This is a genomic window from Pseudomonas sp. BO3-4 (assembly GCF_034044115.1).
In the GTDB taxonomy this organism is placed as follows: domain Bacteria; phylum Pseudomonadota; class Gammaproteobacteria; order Pseudomonadales; family Pseudomonadaceae; genus Aquipseudomonas; species Aquipseudomonas alloputida.
In genome coordinates this window covers 4677139-4699942 of sequence record NZ_CP139018.1, presented here as the reverse complement: position 1 = coordinate 4699942, position 22804 = coordinate 4677139, and the positions used below count along the sequence as shown (strand labels likewise).

15 protein-coding genes are annotated in these 22804 nt (G+C 54.4%); all 15 read right to left on the bottom strand.

Annotated features, from left to right (window positions below; genetic code table 11):
• Positions 1-15: 15 nt before the first annotated feature.
• The 15 genes from REH59_RS21600 to wecC all read right to left on the bottom strand — a co-directional run bounded on the left by REH59_RS21600 (position 16) and on the right by wecC (position 22755).
• The gene (locus REH59_RS21600; RefSeq protein WP_014860632.1) at positions 16-1104 is read right to left on the bottom strand and encodes an acyltransferase family protein; all 1089 of its coding nucleotides are present in this window, start codon (positions 1102-1104) and stop codon (positions 16-18) included.
• Between the two features lie 685 nt (positions 1105-1789).
• Entirely contained in the window at positions 1790-3322 is a 1533-nt protein-coding gene (locus tag REH59_RS21595) for an IS66-like element ISPpu13 family transposase (RefSeq protein WP_014860634.1), read from the bottom strand.
• Positions 3323-3340: 18 nt separating this feature from the next.
• Complete coding sequence (tnpB, locus tag REH59_RS21590) at positions 3341-3700, bottom strand: IS66 family insertion sequence element accessory protein TnpB (protein WP_010954006.1); 360 nt, start codon at positions 3698-3700, stop codon at positions 3341-3343.
• A 422-nt stretch (positions 3701-4122) separates the two neighbouring features.
• A complete protein-coding gene (gene rfbC, locus REH59_RS21585) occupies positions 4123-4671 on the bottom strand; it encodes a dTDP-4-dehydrorhamnose 3,5-epimerase (RefSeq protein WP_128573705.1) in 549 nt (182 codons plus the stop codon).
• Positions 4671-5552, bottom strand: coding sequence for a glucose-1-phosphate thymidylyltransferase RfbA (gene rfbA, locus REH59_RS21580; RefSeq protein ID WP_014860636.1), 882 nt, complete (start codon positions 5550-5552; stop codon positions 4671-4673). The genes rfbC and rfbA overlap by 1 nt, the downstream gene beginning before the upstream one ends.
• 9 nt (positions 5553-5561) lie before the next feature.
• Positions 5562-6467 carry a dTDP-4-dehydrorhamnose reductase gene (rfbD, locus tag REH59_RS21575; RefSeq protein ID WP_014860637.1) on the bottom strand — a complete coding sequence of 302 codons (906 nt, stop codon included), beginning with the start codon at positions 6465-6467 and terminating at the stop codon, positions 5562-5564.
• Positions 6464-7564 (bottom strand): dTDP-glucose 4,6-dehydratase, encoded by a 1101-nt coding sequence (gene rfbB / locus REH59_RS21570; RefSeq protein ID WP_014860638.1) that lies wholly within the window; start codon positions 7562-7564, stop codon positions 6464-6466. Before rfbB ends, rfbD begins: the two co-directional genes overlap by 4 nt.
• Positions 7561-10920, bottom strand: coding sequence for a glycosyltransferase (locus REH59_RS21565; protein ID WP_014860639.1), 3360 nt, complete (start codon positions 10918-10920; stop codon positions 7561-7563). Before REH59_RS21565 ends, rfbB begins: the two co-directional genes overlap by 4 nt.
• The gene (locus REH59_RS21560) at positions 10913-12292 is read right to left on the bottom strand and encodes a KfiB protein (protein WP_014860640.1); all 1380 of its coding nucleotides are present in this window, start codon (positions 12290-12292) and stop codon (positions 10913-10915) included. The genes REH59_RS21565 and REH59_RS21560 overlap by 8 nt, the downstream gene beginning before the upstream one ends.
• 40 nt (positions 12293-12332) lie before the next feature.
• Complete coding sequence (locus REH59_RS21555; protein WP_128573922.1) at positions 12333-13499, bottom strand: nucleotide sugar dehydrogenase; 1167 nt, start codon at positions 13497-13499, stop codon at positions 12333-12335.
• Positions 13500-13663: 164 nt separating this feature from the next.
• Entirely contained in the window at positions 13664-15442 is a 1779-nt protein-coding gene (locus tag REH59_RS21550) for a glycosyltransferase family 2 protein (protein ID WP_265536530.1), read from the bottom strand.
• Positions 15443-15473: 31 nt separating this feature from the next.
• Entirely contained in the window at positions 15474-17054 is a 1581-nt protein-coding gene (locus REH59_RS21545; protein ID WP_320450355.1) for a heparinase II/III family protein, read from the bottom strand.
• Between the two features lie 7 nt (positions 17055-17061).
• Entirely contained in the window at positions 17062-19209 is a 2148-nt protein-coding gene (locus REH59_RS21540; protein WP_014860644.1) for a glycosyltransferase family protein, read from the bottom strand.
• An 11-nt stretch (positions 19210-19220) separates the two neighbouring features.
• On the bottom strand, positions 19221-21455 hold the full coding sequence (locus REH59_RS21535) for a CgeB family protein (RefSeq protein ID WP_014860645.1): 2235 nt from the start codon (positions 21453-21455) through the stop codon (positions 19221-19223).
• 19 nt (positions 21456-21474) lie between these two features.
• Positions 21475-22755, bottom strand: a complete 1281-nt coding sequence (gene wecC / locus REH59_RS21530; RefSeq protein ID WP_014860646.1) for a UDP-N-acetyl-D-mannosamine dehydrogenase — start codon at positions 22753-22755, stop codon at positions 21475-21477.
• Positions 22756-22804 lie beyond the last annotated feature (49 nt).

Here is a 22804-nt window from a genome sequence, read left to right as displayed (position 1 = left end):
GCAGTAAACGCGCCTTTATCCGGCTACGGGCACAGCCTGGCGACGCTGGCGCAGATAGCGTTGTGCCGGGCGCTCCAGCCAGCGGTGGGTCAACAGGCTAAGCGGGATAAGGATGGAAAAGAACAGCAGCATGACCCATCCCTGGTAGAACACCGTACGTGGCAAGGCCAGCGCGTCGAAGCCTATGGCGAAGAGGATCTGCAGCGGGAAGTGGGTGAGGTAGGATGCGTAGCTGATGTCCCCCAGCCAACCCCAGTGCCGTGCCAGCCCATGCCAGCGGAAGCCCAGGGCAGCCAGCGCCGCCACTAGTAGCGGGTAGCACACGTACAGCAGCACGGTACCGTTCAGCGCGTCAGCCCTGTGAACCAACCAAACCCAGCTTGCAATACACAGCGGCACAGTGGCCACGACAGTGCCGGTATCACCTGCCCACCGCCTTAGCTGATTGAGCACGCTATAGGTGACGCCGCCAATGAAGAAGCACAGCACGCCACTGCCCAGCTTGTACACCTCAGGGTACAGGTAGCTGCCCAGCGCCAGGGCCATAAAGGTCAAGGGCCATTTCCAGCGGCGGCAAAGACAGATCAGGAAAAATGCCGCATACAGCAATACTTCCACCGACACAGACCAGAACGGGGCATTGAACGACCAGCCTTTTTCCAGCCCCCAGGCAGGTACCATCAACAGGTTCAGGAGTGCGTGATACGCGTCGTTGAATGGGTAGACGAAGTAGCCGTCGCGGCCACCCGAATACGCCCATTGCAGCCCGGCAACGGCCATAAAGGTAACGATGTGTAGGGGGTATAAACGGCTGAAGCGGTCCCATGCGAAGCGCGCGGCAGGTAGCGAGCGGTCGGCCACCTCGGCGGCGAACAGCCAGTAGAACACAAAGCCGGACAAGGTAAAGAACAGTTGCACCGCCATGCCGCCATGCTGATACAACATCTTGAACTGGCTGAACAACGGCTGCAGGGTCGGGTCAAATTGTGCGGGTGTACTGCCCACATAGAAAAAGTGCTGCCAGTGCCAGAACACGACGCACAAGGCGGCAAAACCGCGCAGGACATCGAGGGTGTAAAGCCTGTTGCTGGTAGATGGGGGCATGGGATGCTGATTACCTGAGTCGCTGGGCCTTCAAGCCCGTGGTGTGCTTGAAGCGCCGATAACAGGCTGTTGAGCGCCCTGTTCACTTACTTGGCCTTTTTACGCTGGCACCCTCTTGCTCCGCTGAAAGGGGCGGCATTGTAGCCAGAATCCCTCTTCAGGAAAAGCAGATGGCGGCCATGCCATATCCGTCGGCCTGCATGGCACCGGAGCCATCCCTGTAGCAGGTCGCTCAGCACATCATGCCTAGCTCGGCCTCATCCATCAGCGCTTGAGCCAACGCGCATACACAGTGTGAAGCCCAGATCAGTTGCGGTTTGTTTTCCATCAATCCGTCCAGGGTCATGTCCCGTGTGTAGCCAGCTCTGAGACCTGTTCCCGAGAGCTCTGGCATGGGATGCCGGCTTCGATGCGGAAGAGGGGGCGACTGGTTTTGCCGACAGTGAATTAGGTTTCTACCGTAGACATTGTTCAATTTCCCGAAATCGCTGCAGCCTGGGTATGGGGCACCCCGGCCATCCCCCACATCAGTTGCACAAGCGCCAACGTGCAAAGATCGCAGCCTGAAAGGCGAGGCTGGTTTGCCTGCGATAGACCCAACCCGGGCGACACAATCAGTTAAGCCTCAATGAGACGTTTTGTAAGCGCTCCATAAACCCCACCTAACCAAAGATGGGCAGCGCACCTAGCTGTGTATTTGAGGTGTGCAATTCCATGGGAGTAGCGCTTCGTAGTCTTCCACTGAGCACGCCTGCGGCAGGCGTTCCAGTGCGTGGCGCAGCCACGCATAGGGTTCTTGGCCGTTGGCTTTGGCCGTTTCTACCAAGCTGTAAAGTTGTGCGCTGGCAGTGGCACCTTTGGGCGTGTCACTGAACAACCAGTTCTTTCTCCCGATGACAAACGGGCGGATCGCACGCTCGGCCGCGTTGTTGTCCATCGGCAAGTAGCCGTGCTCGACGTAGCGTTCCAATTTGCTCCAGTTGCTGGCCAAGTAACCGATGGCCTTGCCCAAGGCATTCTGCGTCGTGACCTGAGGTTGTGTTTTCTCTACCCAGTTTTTCAGCTGAGTCAGCAATGGCAGGCTGCGCTCCATGCGGGCAACCTTACGATCTTCGTCGTCACTGTCCTTCAAGTCGCGCTCGACGCCATAGAGCTTATTTATAAGGTTCAATGCGATGTCAGCGCGTCCTGTTTTGCCCTTGGGCTGTACTTTCTGCGCTTCGACGAACTTGCGGCGCGCGTGCGCCCAGCAGCCCAGTCGCTCCAGCCCGTCCTGTGCGGCCAGCGCGTTGTAACCGGCGTAGTCGTCGGTCATGACATAGCCGCGATAGCCGTCCAGCAGGCGCACCGGCACCTCCTGCGCTCGGCTGGTGGCGTAGTCGAAAAGGATCACCGGGCGATCAGGTGGGCCGCCGGTTTGCACCCACATCCAGGATTGGCTGCTGGGCTCACGACCAGGCTCTTTCAACACCTGCACACGTGTTTCATCACAGTGGATGATCCGACTGTTCAACAGGCTTTCGCGCATCAGATTCAGCAGCGGCTGAAAGTGCTCGCTGCATTGAATCACCCAGCGTGCCAGGGTTTGGCGCGGGCTATCGATACCGTGACGCCCCAGCACTTTTTCGAAGCGGTGAAGCGGCAAGCCGTCTACGTATTTGGTGGTCAGCAGCATGGCCAGCACACTCGGGCTGGCCATGCTTTTCTCGATCATCTGGGCGGGCCTGTCCGCCGTTACGGGCGCTGACTCGCAGTCCCGGCAGCCGTACACCTTGCGAACATGCTTGATGACGCGAATCTGCATCGGGACGATTTCAAGCTGTTCGCTGACTTCTTCACCGATGGCATGTTTGCGGCAGCCACAAGCGCAGGTCAGTTCATGCTCGGGCAGTTCGTGGACAACTTCGATACGCGGCAAATCAGCTGGCAGCGGCTTGCGCTTGCCACGGCGTTTGGTTGGCGCAACGACTTCTTCGTCGTCAGCCTCATCCAAGGGCTCGGCCAGGCTTTCCGCTTCGTCGAAGAGTGGCAACTGTGGTGTCGCCGCATCGCCAGTCTGCTCGGTCTTGCGCCCGAACAAGCGCTGGCGCAACAGCGCAACTTCCTCTTCGAGATGAACGATCTTGCCCTTGTCGGACGCGCGCTCGTTGATCATCTGCTCAAGCAGTTGCTTGAGCAGAACAGGATCGTCAGGGAGGTTTTCGGGCATGGAAATCATGCCGCGGATTATACCGAATCAGGCGACGTATCGAGGCGTCAAAACCTGATGCGGACGGTTGCGCCAGAGGTCGAAGCCATCGAGCAGCCAGTTCAGTTCCTGAACGGTCAGGACAATGGCGACGTCAGTCGGATCAGGTGAAGTTTTGAACCGTTCGGACTCCAGGCGTTTGAGCCAGAGGCAGAAGCCGTTGCGTTCCCAATACAGGATCTTCACGCGGTTGCGCGGCTTGTTGAGGAAGACGAAAAGCACTGGGTCGAACACCGCCACCTTGATATCGAGTTCGACCAGCGCGGCCAGGCCATCGATGGATTTTCGAAAGTCGACGGGCTTTGGGTAGAGGTACACTTTTTCGACTTTGGCGTCGGGTCGCATCATGGTCGGCGAGCTCCAGAAAGAAATCGGGAGCACAGCATCGGGGATCAGGTAAGCGCTTTGAATGTGGGGTTCATGGAGCGCTTACGATTGTTGGCACTCGGCGCACATGCGGGTGCCCGCACGTACAGCCGCCATAAGCGTAAGCAAACGGACAACAATCGACGGCCTGCCAAAACCGGTCACTGATTTGGTAGCGACGGGTCGAGACTAAGTCTCACGATTAACGTGTGCAACGGAAAACAGGCGCAGGGAGTATCTTTGGAAAGTGGCCTACAAGGAAGGGGCAAATTCTGATTATTTGCCAGGCCATGCAGCGGTTGCTTTTTAGTGACGTGTGAAAAACGCCACTATCGGCAAGACCCGGTTACGGCATGTGTCCAGAGACAAGGCTGCGCTACCGCAGCCCTTCTCCGCGAAAAGCGTTAGTCGAACAGCTCAGCGTCAGCCAGTGCCACCCCGAGCTGATCTTTACCAGACAAGCTCGGTGTAAAGTCGATAGGCCATTCGATGCCGACTGCCGGGTCATCCCAGGCAATGCAGCGCTCGCACTGCGGCGAGTAGAAGTCGGTGGTCTTGTAGAGGAACTCTGCGGTTTCACTCAACGTGACGAAGCCGTGCGCGAATCCTGGTGGGATCCACAGCTGGTTCTTGTTCTCGGTCGACAGCACCGCCCCCACCCACTTACCAAAGGTAGGGGAGGAGCGACGGATATCCACCGCAACATCGAAGACCTCGCCCTGCACCACGCGTACTAGCTTGCCCTGGGCGTGAGGTGCCAGCTGGTAGTGCAGACCACGCAACACGCCTTTAACCGAGCGCGAGTGGTTGTCTTGTACAAAGTCGGGCTGCAGACCGGTCACTTCGCTGAAGACACGGGCGTTGAAGCTCTCGTAGAAGAAACCACGTTCGTCGCCGAAAACCTTGGGGGTGAAAAGGACAACTTCGGGGATGCCCATTGCAATAGCGTGCATCAGAAAACTCTAACCTCAAGTAAATTACGCAGGTACTGCCCATAACCATTTTTCAGCATTGGTTGGGCCAGGCGTTCGACTTGTTCAGCAGAGATCCAGCCTGCGCGATACGCGATTTCCTCAGGGCAGGCGATTTTCAACCCTTGCCGGCGCTCAATGGTCGCAATGTACTGGCTCGCCTCAAGCAGGCTGTCGTGAGTGCCGGTATCTAGCCAGGCATACCCGCGGCCCATGATCTCTACGTGCAGCTGCTTTTGCTGCAAATACAGGTTGTTCAGGTCAGTGATTTCAAGCTCGCCCCGCGCAGAAGGTTGCAATTGTCGCGCAAGGTCGACAACCTGGTTGTCATAGAAGTACAGGCCGGTTACGGCATAGCTGGACTTTGGTGCTTTCGGCTTTTCTTCGATAGAAAGCACGCAGCCGTCCCCATCGAACTCAGCCACCCCGTACCGTTCAGGGTCCTGAACATGATAAGCGAACACCGAAGCACCCTCCTGTCGCTTGTCTGCATTGAGCAGCAGCGCCTGGAAGTCATGGCCATAGAAGATATTGTCGCCCAATACTAGCGCTGATGGATCATTGCCAATGAACCCTGAACCGATGGTGAATGCCTGGGCCAGGCCATCTGGGCTTGGTTGTACCGCATAGGTAAGGTTCAGCCCCCACTGGCTTCCATTACCCAGCAGTTGCTCGAACCGGGGTGTATCCTGAGGCGTCGAGATAATCAGTATGTCGCGAATACCAGCCAGCAATAGCGTACTGAGCGGGTAATAGATCATAGGCTTGTCGTATACCGGCAGTAGTTGCTTGGATACGGACAAGGTGGCGGGGTGCAGGCGGGTGCCAGACCCCCCCGCCAGAATTATTCCTTTACGCGCCATATGCGGTCCTTAAAGCTGGGTCTCGTCCAGCATGCGTTGCACACCTTGTTGCCAAGGCGGCATCTTTAAGTTGAATGCCTTTTCGAGTTTAGCCAAATTCAGGCGAGAGTTTCGCGGCCTTGCGGCCGGGACAGGATAATCTTCAGTGGCGATCGCACCGATCTGCTCAGGGCTTACTTTCAACGCACAACCCTGGCGGCTGGCATGCTGCAGCACAAACTGTGCGTAGCCATGCCAGGTGGTTTCACCCGCTGCTGCCAGGTGATAGATACCTGCCAGTTCGCTAGGATTAGATGCGCCGAAAATCTGCCTGATGATGTGGGCAGTTACATCTGCGATCAACTCCGCCCCGGTGGGTGCACCGTGCTGGTCAGCTACTACGTTAAGTACATCGCGCTCTCTAGCAAGCCGCAACACGGTCTTGGCGAAGTTCTGACCGCGGGCGGCGTATACCCAGCTGGTGCGCAGCACCACGGCGCGGGCACCGCTGGCCTCGATAGCGACTTCGCCATCGCGCTTTGTACGGCCGTAGACCGAAAGAGGGTGGGTGGAGGCCTCTTCTGGCCAGGGGCTGGAGCCGCTGCCGTCGAATACGTAATCTGTGGAGTAATGAATCAGCCAAGCGCCGATAGCAGCCGCTTGGCGCGCCAATACTCCAGGCGCATCGGCATTGATGCGTCCAGCCAGCGCTGCTTCGCTTTCCGCCTTGTCTACCGCGGTGTAGGCGGCCGCATTGACGATGATATCCGGCTTCAACGCCCGGACCGTGGCTGCTATCGCATCAAGGTCCCCCAGGTTGCCGCTCAAGTCCAAGCACCCTTGACGATCCAGTGCAATCACATGGCCAAGCGGTGCCAGTGAACGTTGCAGTTCCCAACCCACTTGACCATTTTTACCCAAAAGCAGAATTTTCACTGTTTGCCCGAACCATATTGCTGCGCTACCCAGTCCCGGTAGCTGCCATCCATGACGCTAGCTACCCATTGCTGGTTGTTCAAGTACCACTGCACGGTCTTGCGGATGCCCGTGTCAAATGTATCTGCGGGCCTCCAGCCAAGCTCTCGCTCAATCTTGCGTGCATCGATGGCGTACCGGCGGTCATGGCCCGGGCGGTCTGTGACATAGGTGATCAGCTCTGCATACTGCTTGACTGGTTCACCGGTCTTCACATTGATGACATCTCGTTCGTCGGCAGGCGCCATTTCATCGAGCAGCGTGCACAGAGTGCGCACGATGTCGATGTTGGCTTTTTCATTCCAGCCGCCGATATTGTAGGTTTCCCCGCAGGTACCGGCTTCCAGCACTCGGCGGATACCAGCACAGTGGTCTTCGACGTACAGCCAGTCGCGAATCTGCTGGCCGTCGCCATAGACAGGCAGCGCTTTGCCGGCCAACGCATTGACGATCATTAGAGGGATAAGCTTTTCTGGAAAGTGGAACGGCCCGTAGTTGTTCGAGCAGTTGGTGGTCAACACTGGCATGCCATAGGTGTGGAAGTACGATCGCACCAAGTGATCACTAGCGGCTTTGGTGGCCGAATAGGGGCTGTTCGGCGCGTAAGCAGTGTCCTCGGTGAAGGCTGGGTCTTCGCTGCCCAGCGTGCCATAAACCTCATCGGTGGAAACATGCAGGAAGCGAAAGCCAGTCTTGGCGTCGCCTTCCAGCTGGTTCCAATAGCCTCGGGCCGCTTCCAGCAGGCGGAAGGTTCCGAGGACGTTTGTTTCCACGAACGCTTCTGGGCCTGTGATAGAGCGGTCAACGTGCGACTCCGCAGCGAAGTGCACCACTGCTCGGGGGCGGTGTTCGGCAAATAGCCGCGCGAGCAGGGCTGCATCGCAAATGCTGCCCTGCACGAACCGATGCTGCTCGCTACGCTCCAGTGATTGCAGGTTGGCCAGGTTGCCGGCGTAGGTCAGGGCGTCGAGATTGAGAACCTCTTCGCCACCTTTTGCACACCATTGCAGTACGAAGTTGGAGCCGATGAAGCCAGCGCCTCCTGTGACTAGAATCATGTCAGTTCCTCTGTCTGCACATGGCTATTACTGGAGGGCAACTGGAGGGGGTAGTCAAGGATTGATGTATAAGCCTCGCCCAGCTGCTTGCACAAGCGCTTCAAGTTGTACTGCTTGGCCCGTTTGCGCCCGGCAGCCCCCAGGGTGCGAATTTTTTTCGGGTTACGGCAGAGCTGGCGCAGCCTATTGGCGATCGCTTTAGTGTCACCGTGCTTGAAGGTGTGACCATTGACGCCTTCATCAACCAATTCGGGCAATGCCCCCCAGCGATAAGCCAGTACTGGACGGCTGGCGGCCATGCCTTCGAGCAGCGTACGGCCAAAGGTTTCCTGGCAGTGCGACAGGTTGAGCACAATATTAGCTTGAGAAATAGCCGTTTGCGGGCTGGTTGCGTAAGGCAACAAGCTGAAGTTGGCTGGCAACTGGCCACGCGCTTCCAGTGTTCTCAAGGCGGCGACGCTTGGCGTATTTGGCCCTATCAGCAACAACTGAAGGTTAGGCGTGTCCCGAGCGGTGTCGCAGGCCAGCTGCAGAAGATCCTGGATACCTTTTTTCGGCAAATTGCTGCTGATAAGCGCGGCCGTGATGCACTTGTTGTCAATGACGTTAGGCAGGTCGAACGCCTTCAGGTCAATGATGTTGCTGACCACGTAGGTGGCCCCTTGCTTGGATAGATGCTGCGCAGTAAAGGCTGAGTTGGCCAGTACGTGATCGACACGTTCGAGTGCTTGCTCCACGATCTGCGGCGCAGGCAGGCCAATGGCGGCGCAGAGCGCCGGGTCATGGGTCGGGGACTCATGTGCATGCAGCACTGACTGTACGTTTTCGAGACGTGCCGCGATCAACGGCTCACGCAGCATCAGGGTGTTGGCCTGGACCAACTCTACCGAATGGTCACGGATAAGCGTGCGGAAGCGTTCAACGGCCAATGGACATGGTGCTGTACTGGCTACCCATTGACGAGTGGGAATACAGGCGACGAATAGCGCGCGGGCGCGTAATTCATCGATATAAGCCATGTTGGCAACGCTTGGCACGCTGACCACCACGTTAAGTTGCAGCATGTTGCAGGCATCAAGTACATCCAACAGGCTGCGTTCGGCACCAAACAGTTGCACCCCGGCCGCGTGGGCGCACAGCAACAGGGTTGGCCGACCCGGTCGATTCGGCTGGCTACCCGTGAAACTAGGGTGAGCGGGGTTGTAACCTGCTTGGCGACCTGTTTTTTCATAATGCACCAGCGGCGGCAGGCCACTGTCACGCGCCTCTATGCATTGCTCCAGATACCACGCTGTATTGAAGTCCGGGCCCGGCTCGCGGCCTTCGGCAAAACCGTTAGTAACATAGTGCTCCCAAGGGCTGATGCCGGCTTTCTCCACATCGGGGTAGCGTTGCAGGTACCACGCTGCGTCGAACAAGGCTGGTAGCCCTGTGGCGTTATCTTGCGCCGTGACGGGCTCGGGCGCCTCTGGTTCTGCCAGGGCTGGAGGAGGGGAGGAAGGCTCGGCTGGTGCAGGTTGCTCGTCGCTTGGAGGAAGTGCCTGAGCTACTGGTGCCATTACAAGCAGCTTGGCTTCACGAACGGAATCCACGACCTGGCAGGTTTGCAAGCCTTGAATGGCCGGTACTTGATCCAATGGGTAGGCAAGCAGATGACGCCCTACAAGCACCACGCGTTGGGCCACCAGTTGCTGCTCGGCCAGCACGATGTCCACTGTACCCAGTACGGCCTCGCGAAGTATGGCGGAGCTCACACGGCCTGGGCGCTGGTAGTCAGGCCAATGCAGCACGGCAACGCGCTCACCTTGCCCTTGCAACCTGTCCAGTATCAGGCGCAGGGCCTTGGCGCTGCGCGCTGTTTCGCCAAGGTCGCTGATAAGCAGCCAGTCGTAGCTGGCTTGGGCAGATGACGTACGCAGCATCGGTGCGGGTGCCGGGAAGGCGCGTTCACCCGCGCTTTCAGGCAAGCGCAGGTGAGCCGCATCTTCTGCCATGGCATGCCAGGTATCGGCCAGAGCGCTGTACAGCTGGCGCAGGCCGAAGAACGTCGAGCGCAGATGCGTGCCGGAAGCCATGGTCAGCGATTGTGGCAGGTGACGGGCAATGACCAGCGGCACCCCTGGCAGCAGGTAAAGCAGTGCCTCGTCGCCATGGCGCCGTTGCAGGCGCTGACGCAGCTCATGGTCGGCCGCGACACGCACCTCATCCCAGCCGCCAAGTTCGCGCACGGCATCGCAGCGCATCATGATGGTGGAAACGCTCGGTTCGATCAGGCTGTTTTCCATGCGCCAGCATTGGAAGTGCAGCTCGGTATCGGCCCTGACCCACTCAGCCAGAGTGCCGACCAGGCCGGGGTTCTGCAGCAGTGGGGTGGCCATGAGCTCCAGGCGCTGAGGGTGGGACCAGTCGTCACTGTCATGGTTGACCACGAACGTGCCGGTCGCGTGCTTCAATGCCGTATTGCGAGCAGCGTAAGCGCCGCGGTTTACCGGCTGCTGCAACAGCACGATACGCGCATCTTCTCGGGCCAGCTCAGAAACACGCTCGACCGTGGCATCGCTGCTGCAGTCATCGACAACCAGGATTTCGAGGTTGCTCCAGCTTTGAGCCAGCAGGCTGCGCAGGGCCGTTTCAATGAACGCCTCGGCGTTGAACGCCGGCATGATCACGCTGATTTTTGGCTGGGCCTGGGGTGGAACCTTCGCGGCAGACGCGGCCTGGAGGTTATCCAGGGTGAGCGCAGCTGCGGTATCACGCAAGGCAACCGGTGCCAGGTCGGCAGCGGCAAGCGCACGGTTAAGCCAGAACAGGCGCATAGCCGCTGGCGGCTGGTGTTGGGTGCCCTTTGTGGCCAGCAATACATTGGCGGCTGCCAAGCACAAGTCCGCTTGCATGCCTTTTGCCGCGATGGCCTCGGCGATGCAGGTTTGCGCAAGCGACTGCTGGCCATTGCGCAGCAGCACCTCGGCCCTTAGCAATATTGGGCCAAGGGTGCCGATGTAAGGTGGCAGTGGCTGTGCGAGGGCGTCGATGTATGGAAGTGCGCTCGACCATTGCGAGGCACTGGCATGCCAGCGGGCCAGGGCCCAGGAAGCGTAGGCGTGCTCTTCACGGTCTTCGGTGTGTGCCTGCAGGGCACTGAGCTCGGGCAACGCCAGCCCGCTGAAGCCGCCCCACAGGGCCGACTCCAGGCGATAGGCTTGTAGATACCGGGGCAAGCGACCCTCAGCGGCACCATGTTGTTCATAGTGCTGTTGTGGGTCTGCACCTGCAGCCGCTACATCCGGATAAGTCGCTACGTACCACTGGGGGTCGACCACACTGTTGAACGGGCTTGCCGCCTGAGGCTTAGACATTGGCAGCTACCCGGCTGATCACCTGACGAGCACGGTGCAGCGTGTGGTTGGACTGGTCCATGGCCGCGAGAATTTCGCGATTGGCCAGGTAGTAGTTTTCCAGCTCTTCCTGCACCAGATGCAGTTGCGAAAGCAGCAGTTCGTTCTCTTCGCCCAGCGCCTGGGCATTGGCTGTTGCGCCGGCCAGGTCCATGCCGGACTGCTGTTGCGCGGCAAGGGTCTGGTCCAGCTCTTTCTTCAACTTGGCGTATTTGTCGTTGAAACCCTGGCTTTCCAGGTGACGCTTTTCCAGCTCTTCTTGCACTTCGTGCAACTGGGCCAGCAGAAGCTCGCTTTCTTCTTTGTAACGTTGAGCAGCGCTATTGTCGGCATGCACCTGTTGGGCTTTTTGTTGTGTAGCGCGAGCCTGTGCTACTTCCAGCTGGAGGGCTGCGACCTGTTGTTCGAGTGACAGGCTGGCCTGATGGCGCTTTTCCAGCTCTTCCTGCACGTTATGCAGTTGAGCCAGCAACAGCTCGTTTTCCTCAGCCAATGGCTTGGAACCCGCGCTGGCAGCGCTTATGGCCTGGGTAGCTTGCTGCTTGTCCGCCAGCGCCTGGGCCAGCTGTTGCTGCAGGCTGCTGTGCTGCTCCCTGATTAGCTGACTTTCTGCTTCACGATCGGCCAGCGCTTGCTGCGCGCGGTGTAGCTGCGACAGTACCTGTTCGCGCTCATCCTGGCGGCTTTGCTGAGCACTTCGCGCTTGCTCGGTTTCACGACGCAGGCTGGTGATGGCCCTTTCGCGCTCATGCAACTGCAGTTGAGCGTTTGGCAGTTGCCGGCCGGCATGAATCAGATCCAGCAGTTCGATCAACCCTGCCGTAGTTGGCAGTGGGCGATTGGAGCGGAACTCCGGTTCACCGTTTGGCAGCCATGCTGCCGCTTCCAACGCTTCGTACAGGGTCCAGCTCTCGGGCGCCATCTGCTCGAAGACGCCGGCCAGGGTAGCCGCCAACGGGTCGGCAAACAGCTGCACTGGCTGATCGTTGTAAGCCAGGCCCAGGCGCTCGAACAACGCCTGCGGCGTCACCCTGTCGATGTTCACCAGAATCAAACGCTGACGCAGCGTGCGGCGCAGTTGCAGCACTGCGCGTTGCTCTGCCTGCCACTGGTGCAGTGCCGCTGCGACATCGACGGTGGCACCATCGGCCAACCAGGACCAAGGCGCACGGTACAGCCACACACGCTGGTGTGCCCCCGAAGAGCTGGTGAGGTCGACGCCGGCCATGAACTGCGCAGCGGGTTTCCACTGAATCGAAAATGCGTCGTCAAATGAGGCGCCTACATACGCGCGGCTGGCCTGTTCACTCAGGCCGGAGAGTAGGGTTTGCATCGATGTCTCCATAAAAACGATAGCCATGTCATGGCCGCGCTCAGTCCTTGCTGTACAGGTCGCGGGTATAAATTTTGTCGAGTATATCGTTGATTTCATCGGTAAGCCGATTGGCCACGACCACATCGCAGCTGCGCTTGAACTCCTCAAGGTCAGTCAGGACCGCTGAGTTGAAAAAGGTGGCAGTCTTGAGCACCGGCTCATAGACCACCACCTCCACCCCCTTGGCCTTCAGGCGCTTCATGATGCCCTGAATGGACGAGGTGCGGAAATTGTCCGAGCCGGCTTTCATGATCAACCGATAGATACCCACTCGTCGCGGCTGGCGCTTGAGAATGGCCTCGGCGATGAAGTCTTTGCGGGTACGGTTGGAGTCGACGATTGCCCGAATCAAGGTTTGCGGCACGTCGCTGTAGTTGGCCAGCAATTGCTTGGTGTCCTTGGGCAGACAATAGCCGCCATAGCCGAAGGAGGGGTTGTTGTAATGGTTGCCAATCCGCGGGTCCAGCCCGACACCTTCGATGATTTGGCGGGTATCCAGGCCATGGCTTTCGGCGTAGCTGTCCAGCTCGTTGAAGTACGCTACGCGCATGGCCAGGTAGGTGTTGGCGAACAGCTTGATCGCCTCGGCTTCGGTGGCGCCGGTGTGCAGTACCGGCACGTCTTTTTTGATCGCGCTGTGCTGCATCAGTTCGGCGAATAGCCTGGCGCCTGCGGTATCACCGCCGACTACGATGCGAGAAGGGTACAGGTTGTCATAGAGCGCTTGGCCTTCACGCAGAAATTCCGGTGCAAAAATGATGTCGTCAAAACCGAACAAGCGCCGCATGCGCTCGGTGAACCCGACTGGCACTGTGGACTTGATCACCAACGTGGCCGCTTGGTTGACTGCTCGCACGTCGCGGATGACCGACTCGACGGAACGGGTATCGAAGCGGCCGCTTTCAACGTCATAGTCGGTGGGTGTGGCGATGACGACGAAGGCCGCATCGGCGTAAGCCTCTGCGCCATCGAGCGTTGCCTGCAGGTTCAGCTGCTTGTTGAGCAGATAGTCTTCAAGCAACGGGTCGACAATGGGCGAGCGGCGCTGGTTGATGGCGTCTACCTTGCCCGGGTCGCGGTCCAGCGTGAACACTTGCGTGTGTTGAGCGAGCAGGGCGGCATTAGCCAGGCCTACGTAACCCATTCCGACGACGGTAATTTTCATGGTCTGCATACCCAGGCAACGGGCCGTGGCAGGCACTGGGGAGGGGTGATGTTCATAGTGTGCTTTCCCTTGCGCGCCTAGGCGTACTCAACAGCAGATAATGTAAGCGGGCCGGCTTTTCAGCCGGTCCTGCGAAGTGCCAAAGCGGTGCCTTGGTGCCTGGGCTATTTCAGGCAAGCATGCAACAGGGGTATCAACCGTTGCAGGCGTTCGCCTGTGTCAGGCTTGGTTGCCCGCATCGAGGCCCCGGCAACAGCCTTGCTGATCGCTGCATAACCCCAGGGTTTGTGGGCACGGATAAGTGCCGACTGCTGGTCGTCCGCCTGCCGGAACTCATTGTACAGGCTGGTATTGGGCGAGGGCAGTTCCTGCAGCCAGTCTTCGGGGCGGGCGAGCGCCACCATCGGGATATCGCGTTGCTTGCAGAAAACCGACAGATGCAGGTCTGCCATGCCCGGCGTACCGAAATGGGTAAGGTCCAGCCCGCGCAACAGACCCGAGTGGAACGCTACGGTGCCAGTGCCCAGGTTGTTCACCAACGCATCCCGTTCCAGTTCCTTTTTGAACATGTGCACCTTGCGGAAGGATGTGAAGTAACCTTCTGCCTGCTCTGGCAGTAGTACCCCATGTACCCCGATGACCGCCTGACGCTCGTAATCCTCGATGCGTCGCACCATGCTGGCGACGTAATCAGGGGGATAGACGATGTCGTCATCTGCTGTGAAGTAGTAGCAGTCTTCTGCAAGGGTGGAAAACGCCAGGAACTTGCCGTTGTCGCGCAGACCTGGGTGGTCCTTGGACAGGTAGGCCGTTACTTGGGGGTGGCAATTACGGACGAAGTCTGGGATCGAATCATAGCGGTCCAGATAGACGTGCATCGCGTCGACCTGCGGCGCGAGGCTAGCGAGTACCTGGCGCAGCAATTCGGCGCGTTCTGGGATGGAGCACAGGCTGACGACCACGGGTTGGGCGGGGACGAAGCATCTTGGCCTCGTAAGCAAGGGGTGGGCGTTGCTTGGCGGTAAGTCGCCATCATGGTCCGAATCGATAAACTGAGCTCTTGGCGACGATCTGCAATAAAGAGGAGTGTCGAGCTCAAAAACTTCCTCTGCTGACTGTCCTAGAGAAATAAGAATCTTAACAAGATGATCATGCTCTGAGGCGCGGGTTTGCCCAAAATTCAAGATGGGATTAAAAATGCTACGGCGCACTCCTAAAACATATGATTCCAAGCTGCTAAGGTGGTCGAGGGGTAGTGCTGGCTGATCATCGGTTAGAGCGAAATAATGGATTTTATTTCTTACGCATTGAGTGCCGGGTTGCATTAAATGCTGCATGGAACGATGAATTCGATCAGGGTGACTAAGGTCATAGCCGCGCTGGAAGAAAATATAATTTCCGCGTGACATCTGAATTCCAACTTTTTTAGAGAATATTTCACCGAGATCTGTATTAAGGCGCTTGCATCGTAGGTTGCTAACAGTTTTAAGAAGGCGTTGGATTTTGTACCATGTACCATCAGTGCTGTTGTTGTCTACTATAACGAGCTCGAGATTTTTCCACTTTTGACGTAAAATTGAAGTTATCGATTCCTCGATATATTCTACTTGATTGCTTGCGGTTAAAATGACTGAGACCAACGGTTCGGTGGTTACGTCATTGAAAGGCAAAGAGTTTGTATGTTCAGCTTTGGTCGATCGATATTCGGAGTTGTATTCTGGTGGTGCTGGCAGTATTGTTGAGGACTCAAGGCTGAGTTTTTGAGTGACTAGTTGGTGAGCAGCGACTGGGGGTAACCCCAGTCTGCCGCGTGCAATATTTAATGTTATCAGGTAAGTGCTTGTCAGAGCGGGTTGTTCTAACGCAGCGCGTTCGTATAGGTCCACTGCTAGCTGATAATCACCGTTGCGAAAGGCCGTTTGGGCGCGGCTACTAAATGACATCGACTTAACTCCTGCGGATCGACAAAGCTACTTAGTGCCCAAGCTGAATTTCGAGTGAAATTTGGGTGGGGTGAGTATCAAGATTTTCTGGCGTTGATATGCAAAATGCAGTGACTTCACTGTATACGCCAAATTCTTTAGAGAAAAAAGTGTTGTAAAGTTCTACGCTTGCTGATGAAGAAATTTTAATTTTTACATTGGAGTTATCGCTGATGAGTGCCTCCAGTGTGGAGTTGTTGGTGGTGAATTCTAATGTCGAATAAATATTGCAGGCTAGCCTGCCGGTCGAGCCGTCCTCAACTATATCCGTTACAGAGAATTTGCCAATATTGAGTTCCGATAAGTTGATTACGCGCTTGAGTGAATGACCGTAGGTGGAAGTGGTTCCAATTAAAGCAAGGCCTTCAATCTGTATTTTGGGGAGGCCGTTTGTTAATTTAGCGAAGTCACGAATGGGCTCCGCACCTAAAAAATGCGGGACGTTGTGCGCGGCTTTGGATCTTAGTGCGATTCTTCTAGGGTCCTTTTCATTGTGTGAGCCAAGTCCGCCATCTCCCAATACGACTTTTCCGTCATAGTAAAGGTGGACAGATAAGTCGTCGTCGTGCCTATGATAGTTTGAGAGGTGGCTCGACTTGAATATTAAATGAAAATCTTTCTTTAAAACGGAGCCGCGAACGATCAAGTAACCTGAGTTGGAGTAATCTAAGATGTCTATCTCCTCCTTCTGCTCGTATGATAGGCCTTTGTCGTCATCTTGGGTGTCACCAAGCATTGGGAGATTTCCACTGGGCAGCGTTATAGCCCGTAGAAAAGCCTCTGCCTTTTCTATATATTTTTCGCTTATTAGTGTGATTTCAAGGTCGCCAAGTTCAGCCAAGGTGCGAAGTTGCTTAAGCCGAGCAAGCATCATTTTTTGATAGCCTGGACTATTTTCCTTGTGAACACCTTCTTCAGTGAAAGCGAAGCAAATTTCATCTATGAGTCGTTGACGGTTAACATCTCTCACTAATTGGAGCTGTTCACCTTCAAACATTAGGCCGATAGTCAAGCCAATCATGGCCTGATCGAAGCCGTGATTAGTATGCTTTGAATAGTTTTTATCCAGGAGTAACCATTGGAGATGATTCGTAATTAGATGGCCAATGGCTGTGGACTGTGGATCTTCATTGCTGAGCCAGCCCAAAGAATGGCATGCTAAGAACCAGTTAGTTATATTCCTTACACGGTAGGCCGATGCGTGATCGTGCCAGGCAAGCGGTGATTGATTGTTGGATGCTGCATTTTTTGACCAGCCCTTAATTGCGTCCAAACAAAGTGTCAGATATTTTTTTTGCTCTTCAGCTGATAGCAGGTCAGTGCTATTTGCGAACCAAGTGAGGAAGGGGAGGGCCTGCAGTTGCCACCACCAATTTCGATCTTGGTCCGCACTTTGCCAGTCAAAGGACTGAATGCATAGATTCGTATCTGCGAAGTTTTTTGCTTCGAACACCTTAGTATCAAATAATTTCTTCAGCTTGTGGCAGTCGGCTCGACTATCTGGCTTGATTACTTTTTTTATATATCTGTGGGCTTCAGGTGTTGCGTTTGCAAAAACTTCTTTAATCATCATACGTATGTCAGTACTCTAAAATTAATTTTTCCCAGCGATGACTGGTAGCTTGCTTTTGTACAATTTCGCGCATCTTAGATACTAGGTTGTTTTGCGGTCTGCCGTCAAGGACGGCGCTCTTTGCCTCAAGGAGTGAATCCACTATCCATTCACTTCCCCATATGGCCTTAGCTCCTTCCCAGTTCCAGATAATAGGCGTTGCACCGGTCAATATGCCTTCACCAATAGCCATATGATACGATTCATGGTCAGACGAAGAAAGTATATATCCTACCATGGTGAACCATTCGTTGACATCATCACCCGCTGGGTCAAATATAACTCGATGCCTAAGTTCTGGGCTTTTGTTGATGCGCTCAAAAAGATCTCGATAATATGCTAGCTCTTCAGGTCTATTTACCAACCACGGATAGTCAAGGGGGTTTTTCCCTTTGACGCGAAGGCAGTAGCGACTATCGTGCTCTAACAAAGCCTCAAGAAGATCAACGGCGCGATCAAGACGTTTGCTCTTGGGGGTAACTCCTATGATTCCGAGCGTGTATTGAGCGTCACCGGTTTTTTTCTTTGGTGTGAACTTTGTATCATCAAGTAAGTTGCTGATAACTGATGTTTTTGAGGTTGGGAAATTTTTGAATACTTCCAGCGCCTGTTGGCGAGTATGCTCACTTACGAATACAATTTGCTCGATGGCGTCCCAGTTGGCTTCGGCTAAGTAAGGGAGTCGCGCTTCTTGAGCATGAAAGCGAGCGATAAGTCGCTGGTGCGGTTTTTTGTTGTGGGAATACCATTTCAAATTGCCTAGGCACCATTCGCAAACAATGATATCCACTGTTTCTAGGAAGGCTTTGCTATTTTCTTCTACATGTTTATCGTGCCCCTGCCACTGGTCTGTGATGAACTCAAATTTTCCAGTGTCATTTAATTTCTGCTGAAGCGAGTGAAAAAACTTGAGGTCGTGGCCGGCCACAAGGATACGAATTTTTTGTGTAGGTGCAGTATTATCATTTTCCGATAATAGCCAGTCGCGGATTTCAGAAGTTCGCACGGAGAAAGTATGCTTCTGTGCTACGTTTCGAAGCGATTGAGCGGCCTGCTCAGCTATCTCGGGCTGAGTCAATGCGCGGGTTAGTTGTTGCACGAACTCTTCACTATTATTAGCGAACAAAGGATAATTCTTTCCAAGCAGTTTCTCGTGCAATGAGTTGCGGTTCAGGATGGCTGCACATCCCGCTCCTCCATACTCCAATATTTTTGTTGAGTATTCGACTGTGTCATTCATCGTTTCGGCGCGCCAAGAGAGCCCAACGCGTGCCTCAGCTAAGTGTTGCTGGACGCTTTCCCGAGATCGTCCCCCTAGCCAAGTCAATCCGGTCGTCTCTTCCAGTGCATATTGCATGCGTTCCTGATAATTTGGCTGTCGGGGCTCATCGTGGATTTTATCCCCGATCATAACGAGCTCGCTGCCTGGAATCCGCGCGTGGACTTGTGGCCACAACTGGGCCATCTCCAAGGTCATCCAGTCACCCTTGAATTTACCAGCATAGATCGCCTGTAGCGGCCGCTCAGATATCGGCAACTGCCTTGTGACGATATCTGGAATTACCGGTGTATAAATTCGGTACTTACTAACATCCAACTGTGGTACGAGCGATTGCCATAGGGACTTGAATCCTTCTGTTTGGCAGAGTAATCGGCGACATCCAAGACCAATCCTGCGAATCAAAACGCGTTGTTCAGCGCTGTATTCTTTCAAGTCTTGCGGTATGTCGGTAAGGTACATCCAGCACTTGCCAAGTATCGACGGAAAGTTAAGGAGGTTAGTGGCGATATCAAGGCCGCGTATGATGATTACATCATATGGCTGTTGTCTGTCCAATCGCTCCACGAGATCTGCAAGCATGTTTGGGGGCAGGCGTTTATAGCTTTTTCCTTCCCAAAGGTTTCGGTCGGTCCCATTGATTATTTTAATCCTTTCCATAGCCCTGAGAGGGCCAAAGAGTTCATCGCGCTCGGGGGAGCTCTTTGCAATAAAGTCGACCTGAGCAACGCCAGTTTTAGCGGTCGCCATGGCGATCGTCTGTGCCCAGATTGATGAGCCGTCGATATAGTTTAGGTCAGGGGCGCCACAAATAAGTACGCGTTTAAGCTTGTTCATGAGAGTAAGTTTTATGCGATCAATTTTAGTGAGGTGAGCTGGACTGAAAACTCTTCACTATCGATGCAGAAAAGTTTTCTATGTGACACGCTATTTGACCAGCATTCGTTGATATGGTGCGTTAGGAAAGTGTCCGGGCGCCATATTGATGCACCTATCATGCTGGATAGGCCGTAAGCGAATGCATCCGTTTCTAAAGCTTTAGCCCATCCGCTTGCCTCAGGTTCGTAAACCATGGCATTGACCAGATCTCGTAGGTACTCGGCACCATAGCTGGCTTTTGGGGATAGCCAGCCTACCGCTTTAGCAGATTCTGCTCTAGCTCGTATTGAACTGCTGTCAAGCGCTGGGGCTTCTACTATGACAACGCCTGGGGGTGTATTTAACGCATCTAGAGGCGCCGCAATTTCAATTACCAGCTGGAAGTTTTTGTAGCTTTGCTTGGCCGCCGTCCCTATTAGGCTGTCGAGTTCCTTTTGAGTCTTGGCACGAGCGATCAACAGTAACTCAGGTTCCGCCTGGATATACTGGTCTAAACCCATTTTTTCAAGCATGAAATTGAGTCTATGTGCATAGGTGTGATTTGAGAAAACTTCACGAATCCCTGCTAGACTTCTGCGGCGCCATTCTTTGTCATCAGTAAGCAATGTGTGGATCGCGTGGTTGGCTTCTTCTTCACTATGAACTAACCAAACCGCGTCTGAGTCAAATAGTTCTTCAATTCCCCGTGCGTATGTACTTACAACGGGGGTGCCTGAGGCCATCAGTTCGAACACGCGACGTGAAAACATTGTAGGTGAGTCTAAAACCGAGTTTACGTTCAGAAAGACACGATAGCGGCTATATTCGGCGCAAAGTTCTTTATAGGGTAGGCTACCTTTGATTCCTTGTTGATACTCCCTAGGGAAAGGGAAGGCGCCGGTGCCATGGTTACGATCGTATATATCAAGGCCGTAACGGTTTGCTGCCTGCAAAAGCCATCGCATCGCTTGGCCGCGCTCAGCGTGACGTTCCCCGTACCAGCTTCCGGCAAAGCAAGAGCGTGCAGCTCTTCCACTCAATGGAGCTGGCTTGTGCAGAGCCGGCTGCGCTGCGAATGGCAGCGGGTAGACGTTGCTGTTGCCCGTATGCTTCCTATAGGAATCACACATGTTGGCATCGGTAGTAAATATATAATCTACCAACTGAGCGCTGCACATAAATTTTTGATGATGAACTGGGTCTTCTTTATTCCAGAAGACGGTTGGAATTTTCTTTTGTAGCGCGTACTGTGTTATCTGCGCAACTTCATGGCCTGGTTTTGTGGCGTAATCTGCAACTCTATACTGCCAGCTATTTCCATTTCCTTTCCACGCGCTTTCAATGAAGAAAAAAGCGGGGCGATATTGTTCGGCGAGCGCGTACCAGTTGTCGGGTCGTGGCTGAATCAGGTTGATTTCCTGCTCAAAACAGCCAGTTGTGAACTCGTCCATGATTCCCATCACGTAAGGCTGCCCATTGTCTGGATAATCTGGCCACCCTAGGATACTTACTTCTGCAGCTAACTTGCTAGGGGGGGTAAAAGCAGCAGTGGCTTCATTTTTAGACTTGATCTGAACTTCAAATGCATCAATGACTATTCGGTCTGTTGCCGTGGCGTTGAATCGGCACACGCCGATACGGATGCGTTCTGCACCTGCTGGAATTTTAAAGTTGTGTAGGTTTGCTATAGTTCCAAGGTTGCAGTTAACGTATTTGAAATACCCTTGCAGGTGCCTGGATTTAGCTAGCTGGCCACACGAAAAATCCATTTCTTTGCCATGGATATCGTTGGCGCTTACTACCATCACTGCTTTTCTGCGATTCGTCGCGTCTTTAGTAAAATAAGATACTGCTGCTCTAATGGTGATTTCATCTCCCTGATGAACTTTCACGTCGTACCACTTCATCTGGTCCGTTAGCTCTATAGACTCCATCAGGTAAGTGCCAGCGACCGCGGCGGCTTTATTTTGAATGCCTGTTTTTTCGATATTTAAAGCGGATTTATTGCTTTCAGCGGTATGTGGCTGTAGACCCCGTACAGTTGAGTCGGTGATTGGAAAATGTGCGGGGGCAGCTAAGCGATGTTCGCAAATTTTAATGTTGATTTCGAAAGCCCGTGAACTGATCGTCCTTGCAAGATCTTGGTACAATGTCAATGCTTTAGCGAACTCACCGGCTCTAAACGCTGCCAGTGCTGCTTGAGTTTTGGAAATTCCAGTTTTCACAAACTGCCCCGCCTACTAGTTAGTCAAGAATGCCGACAGCATCAACAACGTTGTTAGATTTTCGAATGTTTTCTACAGACTCAATGAACTCCCGGTGCTTCACCAGGATACAGATAACATCAGCTGTTTCAAGCGCGGTGTTAAAGTGGGAAAGCGTAATGTTTGGTTCGGCGAGCTTTGACGGGAGCTTTTCAATGTTAGGCTCAACCGCTAAGACTTGGCATCCAAGTTTTGCAACTTTTTGCATAATGGTAACAGCGGGGCTTTCACGCAGGTCATCGATATCAGGCTTGAACGCCAACCCGAGGCACGCAACACGAATGTCAGCTATGGTGCTGCCAGGTTTATTTGCCATTTTGTCAACGATACTGGCCTTCACCATATTTAAAACCCATTCAGGCTTATAATCATTGACTTCACGTGCGGTTCGAATTAGTTGGGCCTCGTCTGGTGTGGTCGCTACGATGAACCATGGATCAACAGCAATGCAATGACCACCAACTCCTGCTCCTGGTTGGAGAATGTTTACGCGAGGGTGGTGATTTGCCAATGCGATTAGTTCCCAGACGTTAATGTCCAGTTTTCCGCAGATCATTGATAGTTCGTTTGCAAATGCAATATTAACATCACGGAAGCTATTCTCGGTCAGCTTGCACATTTCCGCCGTCCGAGCATTAGTGATAATGCACTCACCCTCGACGAACGTTTTGTATAAGCTGACGGCCATTTCACTGGCTTTTCGAGTCATGCCACCAATGACCCTATCGTTGCTTACCAGTTCATGGATCACCTTGCCTGGAAGAACACGTTCAGGGCAGTGGGCTACTTGAATGTCAGCCTCCTCGCCCATTTGCTGTGGGAAGCTGAGGTCGGGGCGCGCTTCGGATAACCAAGCGGCCATCTGTTCTGTAGCGCCAACTGGAGATGTAGACTCAAGAATTACCAAATTACCCTTACATAAAACTGGGGCGATTGCTTTGGCCGCTGATTCAATGTAGCTGAGGTCGGGCCTATGTCCATCTTTGAAAGGGGTCGGGACAGCAATTAGAAAAGCGTCGGCTGGTTCTGGTGTAAGTGTGGCGCGGAGATAGCCCTCTGAAACTGCGGCGTGGACCAGGATATCTAGCTCCGGTTCTACAATATGAATCTTTCCGCTGTTGATAGTGTTAACCGCGTGTTCTGAAACGTCGACTCCGATAACCTTCTTCTTGCGCGATGCAAAAAGAGTTGCGGTTGGAAGGCCAATGTAGCCAAGGCCAATCATAGAAATAGTTTGATAGGAGTGCTTAGTGTTGGGCATTGTCGTTCCTGACATTTTGTGCTGCATGCTGGCGGTGTTGCCGAGCATG

Excerpts from the sequence above, each read along its gene's own strand:
- REH59_RS21545 (WP_320450355.1), bottom strand. The coding sequence starts at position 17,054 with ATGATGATTAAAGAAGTTTTTGCAAACGCAACACCTGAAGCCCACAGA.
- rfbB (WP_014860638.1), bottom strand. The coding sequence starts at position 7,564 with ATGATTCTAGTCACAGGAGGCGCTGGCTTCATCGGCTCCAACTTCGTA.
- REH59_RS21540 (WP_014860644.1), bottom strand. The coding sequence starts at position 19,209 with ATGAACAAGCTTAAACGCGTACTTATTTGTGGCGCCCCTGACCTAAAC.
- REH59_RS21565 (WP_014860639.1), bottom strand. The coding sequence starts at position 10,920 with ATGTCTAAGCCTCAGGCGGCAAGCCCGTTCAACAGTGTGGTCGACCCC.
- REH59_RS21595 (WP_014860634.1), bottom strand. The coding sequence starts at position 3,322 with ATGATTTCCATGCCCGAAAACCTCCCTGACGATCCTGTTCTGCTCAAG.
- rfbA (WP_014860636.1), bottom strand. The coding sequence starts at position 5,552 with ATGGCGCGTAAAGGAATAATTCTGGCGGGGGGGTCTGGCACCCGCCTG.
- REH59_RS21555 (WP_128573922.1), bottom strand. The coding sequence starts at position 13,499 with ATGAAAATTACCGTCGTCGGAATGGGTTACGTAGGCCTGGCTAATGCC.
- tnpB (WP_010954006.1), bottom strand. The coding sequence starts at position 3,700 with ATGATGCGACCCGACGCCAAAGTCGAAAAAGTGTACCTCTACCCAAAG.
- rfbC (WP_128573705.1), bottom strand. The coding sequence starts at position 4,671 with ATGCACGCTATTGCAATGGGCATCCCCGAAGTTGTCCTTTTCACCCCC.
- REH59_RS21560 (WP_014860640.1), bottom strand. The coding sequence starts at position 12,292 with ATGCAAACCCTACTCTCCGGCCTGAGTGAACAGGCCAGCCGCGCGTAT.
- wecC (WP_014860646.1), bottom strand. The coding sequence starts at position 22,755 with ATGCCCAACACTAAGCACTCCTATCAAACTATTTCTATGATTGGCCTT.
- REH59_RS21600 (WP_014860632.1), bottom strand. The coding sequence starts at position 1,104 with ATGCCCCCATCTACCAGCAACAGGCTTTACACCCTCGATGTCCTGCGC.
- REH59_RS21550 (WP_265536530.1), bottom strand. The coding sequence starts at position 15,442 with ATGTCATTTAGTAGCCGCGCCCAAACGGCCTTTCGCAACGGTGATTAT.